The 3,450-nt window shown below is 36.4% G+C and carries 4 protein-coding genes; 3 read left to right on the top strand and 1 reads right to left on the bottom strand.

The features are described 5' to 3' along the window. Positions 1 to 210: 210 nt before the first annotated feature. From F6K40_RS33165 to F6K40_RS33155, 3 genes are all read left to right on the top strand, one after another. Complete coding sequence (locus tag F6K40_RS33165) at positions 211 to 489, top strand: hypothetical protein (RefSeq protein WP_293142327.1); 279 nt, start codon at positions 211 to 213, stop codon at positions 487 to 489. A gap of 140 nt (positions 490 to 629) precedes the next feature. Further along, on the top strand, positions 630 to 1,406 hold the full coding sequence (locus F6K40_RS33160) for a peptidylprolyl isomerase (RefSeq protein ID WP_293142325.1): 777 nt from the start codon (positions 630 to 632) through the stop codon (positions 1,404 to 1,406). A gap of 209 nt (positions 1,407 to 1,615) precedes the next feature. Continuing rightward, the gene (locus tag F6K40_RS33155; RefSeq protein WP_293142323.1) at positions 1,616 to 1,873 is read left to right on the top strand and encodes a hypothetical protein; all 258 of its coding nucleotides are present in this window, start codon (positions 1,616 to 1,618) and stop codon (positions 1,871 to 1,873) included. A 480-nt stretch (positions 1,874 to 2,353) separates the two neighbouring features. Here F6K40_RS33155 and F6K40_RS33150 read toward each other — a convergent pair whose 3' ends face one another. Continuing rightward, entirely contained in the window at positions 2,354 to 3,190 is an 837-nt protein-coding gene (locus F6K40_RS33150; protein ID WP_293142321.1) for a hypothetical protein, read from the bottom strand. Positions 3,191 to 3,450 lie beyond the last annotated feature (260 nt).

Genomic DNA, 3,450 nt, shown 5'->3' with positions numbered 1-3,450 from the left:
CTCTGCTTCTGCTGTTAGTTCCGTTTCAGGCTCTACACTTTACTAACAGGACTCAAATATATTCCCCTCCTTAATGAGGAAATATAACTCGATTATTTAAGCAGTTATTGATTAGAGGTCTCCAATACACTACCTCTAAGCAATACTCTAATTACTTACGAATCACGACCAAACTGATTAAATTATCAAACAAAAATAAGGAGAAAATCAATGAATATTTCCGAACTAAATCATCTAGAAAATGTCAAGGAATCCAATGTAGTTGAGGGTGGTTTGGTATTTAGTGCTGGTGGCGTTGCTTCTGCTAGTGGTATTTTATCTAGTGCCAATACCGTTTCTTCTGTCAGTATCGTTGACGGAAATAACTACGGCTACTTCTTCTATGGTTTCAACTCTGAGTCTGGTTCTGCAACCAGCGTTGCTAGTGCTTCAGCTCTAGTTGGCTCTGCTTATGCTGTTAGTTCCGTTTCAGGCTCTACACTTTACTAACAGGACTCGAATATATTTCCCTTCTTAATGAGGAAATATAACTCGATTATTTAGGCAGTTATTGATTAGAGGTATTATCAATGTACTACCTCTAATTAAGAGTTTTTTAATGGTAAAAATAAAATCAATAATGTAGTAGAATGGTGACAATAAATAACCAATCTATAGCAAATATAGATATCGTCAACAGCCTCAAAAAAGATGTTCAATATAAGGAAGTTTGGCAGCGAATCCTCAATCAAAAAGTTATAGAAAAAGCAGCTCAAGAAAGAGGAATAACTGTATCTCCAGAAGAAATACAGGTAGAGGGCGATCGCCTGAGAATGGAAAAGAAATTATATAAAGTATCTGATACCATGGCCTGGTTTGCAGAACAAATGATTACAGTAGAAGATTTAGAAGCAGGAATTGGCGATCGCTTACTTTCTCAGAAACTAGCGGAGCATTTATTTAAACAGGAAGTCGAGAAATTCTTCGCTCAAAATCGCCTTAATTTTCAGGAAATATTATTATATCAAATAATTATTAGAGAACCTCGATTTGCTCAAGAAATATATTATCAAATTAAAGAGCAAGAAATTAGCTTTTATGATGCTGCTCATTGTTACGATATAGACGAAAAGCGACGACAAGTTTGTGGTTATGAAGGAAATATGTGTCGTTGGAGTTTAAAACCAGAAATAGCAGCAGCGGTATTTAGCGCCAAACCAGGAGTTGTAATTTCCCCTATTAAAACAGCTCAAGGATATCATATTTTGATGGTAGAAAAATTTATCCAGGGTGAGTTGACACAGCAAAGATATCAGGAAATTTTGAATAATATGTTTAGACAGTGGTTAGCTAGGGAAGTTAACTATATGTTATATAATCAAATTGAGCCGGAATCAAGTGAGCAGCTTCATCAGAAAATAGCTTAAGAATTAAAAAGAGGGAAGAGGGAATAGGGAGTAGGGAGTAGGGAATAGGGGGAAATCAGCATTTTCCAGCCAAAATGGCAACAAAGAGGGAATAGGGAGTAGGGAGTAGGGAGTAGGGGGAAATCAGCATTTTCCAGCCAAAATGGCAACTAAGTTATAACTAATAGAACTATATTCTAAATAATAAACAGTAATGGAACATTCAACCAATGATTATTTCAAATTTAAACCACTTAGAAGATTTATCTGCAAAAATTAATAACGTTAAAGGTGGTTATACTGAAGCTTTTTTATCAGTTTATGGACAAGCAACGGGTGATATAGCTCAGGTTGAAACTGAAAGTCAAGTCTTAAACTTATCTTATTCCGGACCTTATGGCAGTGGTGCTGATTTCAGTGGTGTTGCTGGTTTCGCTGCTGGGATATCGGTTACATTACCTGAATTTCCCGATCTTTCTATATACTAAATACTAATATAGCCTTTCCCAGAGTCTAATGGTACATCTATAGAGGAATAATTGATAGTTTATGGATAAGAATTGATTTTACTAAATATAGCACTACGCAAATAGGTTAGGACATTTCTCAATCCTGTTTGCGCAGCATGACCTAGGAAAACTCTTTGACAGTTTACTGATCCCTGTTCCCTGTTCCCTATTCAAGTAGCGCTATACAATCAATTATCCCACTCTTATTCATCAATTCTTTTCCCCAACAGAGTAGGGACTAAGCATCCTTAGTCCCTACTCCCTCTTTTCCAGAGATGTCTATTATAGCACTACGTCTTTTGGTATTTGACAATAAATTTGGGTTGTAAGGGAAAACTTAATTGACAACAGGCAATAGAAGAATGTCCTAACGTATTTGTGTAGCGCTATATACCTCTCCAATAATCAAAAATACAATTAATTATTGCACAAAAATCATCAATTCTTTTCCCCTACTCCCTACTCCCTCTTTTGAGATTTTAACCCTGTAGCAACACCCAAAACACTAAACAACAGAAAAGCTACAGTAGTTGATGGTTCAGGAGTAGACTGTACTTGAGCAGAATTTGCTTTGACTTGTACTAGACGTATATTTCTGGTCTGGTTACCGTCAAAAGTTCTCAGATATGAACCCTTAAAAAATGCGGAAACATATTCCTCATTACCACCAAAGGATTCATGTACCCTAGAATCAAGTATAGTGAAGTTGCTAGGGACAATATTCTGAGTAGAACTAAAAAAGTCATTATCCCCTGGAGATTCCAAATTACCAGACACTCCAAAAAAATCTAACAAAATAGGTGTACCCTCAGCTATTGTCTCAAAGATAAAAAAGCTGACATTTCCTTGAGCATTAGCACTTTCATCTGAATTATTCTCAACTGAGGTTTCTAGGTCAAAATCTACCATAAAATTAAAAGAAAATTTTTCTTCTATGGAAAAGTCTCCAATAACTCTAGTAGTGCTTTGTCCTAGTGCAAAAAAGTTGCTACCTGTACCACCAACTTCAGATGCAGAGGAATTATCAGCATTAGCTGCCACACCAGGATATGCTACAAAATTGGCTTCAGCAAAGGCATCTGCATAAACTTCACTCCCATTTTCAGAGAGAAAAATTTCAGCATTTGCATCAGCTCCTACTCGATCAGGATTTTCACTAAAATGATCAATTATCACCTTACCTTTAGAGGATGCAAAACTTGCTGCTAAACTAGGTACACTTACTAAAACAGTTCCAATTATTATCGGAACAGTCTGAAAAATTAAAATCTTAGTCGGAATACTGGGAAATTTCATAATGTATATTTTTTTAATAACTTGACATACTCCCGACGTTGTGCTTGCCTGACAGCGCGATATTCTGAGCGCCAGAGAAATCCTGACCGCTGCGCATGTGTGAGGTGATGTCCTCCCCCTGTGTTTTGTTGACCTGATCAGGACTTACTTACATATTAACTTATTTATGGAATATTGAGATTAGTTTCTAGCATTATTTTACTCCTATAGTAACAGGACTGAAACCATGTGAACCCAGAAACCCGGTTTCTCGTAGACAT

The organism is Okeania sp. SIO3I5, from assembly GCF_010672085.1.
Classification (GTDB): domain Bacteria; phylum Cyanobacteriota; class Cyanobacteriia; order Cyanobacteriales; family Microcoleaceae; genus Trichodesmium.
This window is presented reverse-complemented; position numbering and strand designations above follow the sequence as displayed.